Annotated in this window: 1 protein-coding gene; it reads left to right on the top strand. The window is 45.1% G+C overall.

Going from position 1 to position 698, the window contains the following annotated elements:
* Window positions 1-698: Mur ligase family protein (locus A3761_RS01945; protein WP_255374907.1), on the top strand; the 698-nt coding region annotated here is incomplete at both ends.

The raw sequence follows: 698 nt of genomic DNA, 5'->3' as shown, positions 1-698 counted from the left end.
TGATTACGAAGCGATCGTCGAAGGCAAAGGAGAAATTTATGACTCCTTAAGCGCTGACGGCGTTGGAATAATAAACTTCGATGACCCAGCCTATATGACTTGGTTAGAGCGCTTGGGAGGAAGGCAAAGTTTGTCTTTCTCACAGGAAAGTGAAAATGCTGATGTCTTTGCAAGTGATGTTGAATGTGAAGCCGAAGGAAGCTGCTTTACATTGAATTATCACGAAGAGAGCGTAAGGGTTGGTTTACCTGTGCCAGGTTTGCATCAAATCCAAAATGCTCTCGCAGCAGCGACTGCTGCAATTGCTGTTGGATGCGACTTGGAAGGTGTAGCAAAAGGCTTGGCAAAGGTTGAGTCGACAGAAGGGCGTATGAATACAGCTGTCATTAATGATATCACTTTATTAGACGACAGTTACAACGCAAATCCGGCTTCGATGAAAGCAGCCCTTAATATCTTGTCTATGCAGGCGGGGTATCGAGTTGCCGTGCTGGGTGAAATGGCCGAACTTGGTGCTCATGCGCATGACGCGCATATAGATGTCGCGACTTATGCGCTTGAATTAGGAATCGAAGAGTTTTGCTTGATAGGGCAATACGCAAAACAGATGAGTGAAAGTATTGGTGAGAATGCATTGGTTTTTGAAGACAAAGCCTTGCTTGCAGAGCACCTAGTGAAAGATCCGCACAAAAATAAGA

The sequence above is a fragment of the Oleiphilus sp. HI0123 genome (assembly GCF_001635315.1).
This window is presented reverse-complemented; position numbering and strand designations above follow the sequence as displayed.